Genomic DNA, 1813 nt, shown 5'->3' with positions numbered 1-1813 from the left:
GCGAATGCTTTTACCCGCTGCGCGACCTTCAACGAAATTTTTAACTTTCTCGGTAGAGCGGTTGAACGCGGTTACGGTGAAGCCCTTGCTGGCCATGTTCAAAACGAGGTTTTCGCCCATAACGGCGAGGCCGATGAGGCCGATATCAGATAATTCTTTCATAATGGTCCGAAGGTGCCTTAAAAAAAGGTGGATTATTGTGCTGCAAGTTAGTGCATCAGTAGTTCGGCATTTGAGATGAATTGTGCCGAACCTCGTCGAACTGTCGGTGTACCCACGTACAGCTCGAACGGGCGAGGAACATACCACTTTTTGTTACTTGAGGGAATTGCCTGCGCCAGCTGAAAACCATTTTTCCTTCATTTTATGATTGAAAAACCCTGAAAAAAGCAGGGGGCTTACCTAATATCGCCTTTTGGTGTTGGTGCATTGAGGTGGCGCACCCATTGTTTTATTTTGGTGCGAAAGTGCGGTGCTTTGGTTCCTTTTTGGGGCGCTCATCATTTCTTTGATGATGCGCACTTAATTTTGATGAGTGAGGTTGTTATAAATTGGTGCGAAAAACGAAAGGTCAATAAATGATGAGATGCCTTTTTGATAGATGGCTGCGGCGTATTTTTTATCTGAGTGTTAAGCTAGCGGCTTTTTAGATGGCCAAAATATGAACGTACAGCAAGCTATTCAAGCCCTGAGTAACCGCCTCGATAAGTGTCGCAGTAAATTGGCCGCCGCCGAACTGCGAGAAGACGAGGTAATTGCGCGTCAATTTAAGCGTGAAATTCAGCAAATAGAAAAGGAGCTAGCCTCCAATAAAGAGCTTCTACGACGCCAAACAGGTGGCAAGGCCATCGAGGTTAAAGGGCTGCCTTTTAATCGTGTACTTACCAAGGCCGAGCAAGCCGATATGGGCAAGTTGAAAAAAACGGTAAAAGGCTTGGTCGTAGTACACCCCATGACGGCGCTTGGGCGTGAAATGGGGGTTAAGGTTGTTACAGGTTTCGCGCTTAAAACGTTTTAATTACGCTGCAACAAATGGGCTGCTTAGTCTCAGTAGAGGAACTCATTGCCACTTGTGGGTGAGCTTGATGATGAATCTCTAGTGAAACAGTACTCATAGGGTTCTGGGGTATAGCCTGCTGGGCAGTGTATGTCGTAATGAAAGTCTGGGTTACAGACGGGATCATACACATCTTGCGGGTGGTCACTGCATTCATTTCGGTCCGTTGAAGGGCTGGGGGATGAGCTATCTAATTCAATGATTTTGAAGTCGCTAATTTGCAGCGGAACACCTGCGTCTATCGGAAGGCCTTCGCGATCAATCATGATATCAACAGGGAGGTGAAGTGATTGGTCAAAGATCACTTCGACAGTTGAGAATTCACGGTCTAGCTGTTGTTGAAGGTACTCGAATAATGAGTGAATGGATAGGTAGGGGGATTCTAGCTCCTGCAGGGTAAGCTCGCGCTCGTATTGCAGAGAGTAGGCGCGGGTGATTTCTCCGCCTTTTACGGTTACTTCAACCGGCCCATTAATAATGCAGAAGCAGCCAATGTGTACGGTCATGCTGTAACCCTGAATCCCCAAAGACTTCCAGTCCTCCAGATGATTACTGAGTTGTTCATGGGTAATGCTCAGGGGCGTAAAGTCGCTAATGACATAGCTTAGCTCGTCGTCTGAAACTGCAGCTTCATAATCGATGGAGACGCGAGAGGGGTAATGAAAGACTGGGTCAAACTCGGCATTCACGGTGTCGGCCGAACTGCTATAGCTGAGCTTGTTAAAAATGTCACTAATGGATTGTGCGCTGGGCTCT

At 47.0% G+C, this 1813-nt stretch carries 3 protein-coding genes; 1 reads left to right on the top strand and 2 read right to left on the bottom strand.

Annotated features, from left to right (window positions below; all coding sequences use genetic code 11):
• Window positions 1-96, bottom strand: a 96-nt coding sequence (locus tag AC3A8L_RS10600; RefSeq protein WP_487962232.1) for a hypothetical protein, incomplete at its 3' end; no start/stop codon positions are given.
• Window positions 97-661: 565 nt separating this feature from the next.
• Here AC3A8L_RS10600 and AC3A8L_RS10595 point away from each other — a divergent pair.
• Window positions 662-1018 carry a YibL family ribosome-associated protein gene (locus AC3A8L_RS10595; RefSeq protein WP_487962223.1) on the top strand — a complete coding sequence of 119 codons (357 nt, stop codon included), beginning with the start codon at window positions 662-664 and terminating at the stop codon, window positions 1016-1018.
• 29 nt (window positions 1019-1047) lie between these two features.
• On the opposite strand, the gene AC3A8L_RS10590 is transcribed toward AC3A8L_RS10595, so the two are convergent.
• The coding region (locus AC3A8L_RS10590) for a DUF6174 domain-containing protein (RefSeq protein WP_487962222.1) at window positions 1048-1813 on the bottom strand (766 nt) is incomplete at its 5' end.

It is taken from the genome of Marinagarivorans sp. (assembly GCF_982758155.1).
The sequence above is the reverse complement of the archived record's forward strand: the minus strand, read 5'-3'. Positions and strand labels throughout refer to the sequence as shown.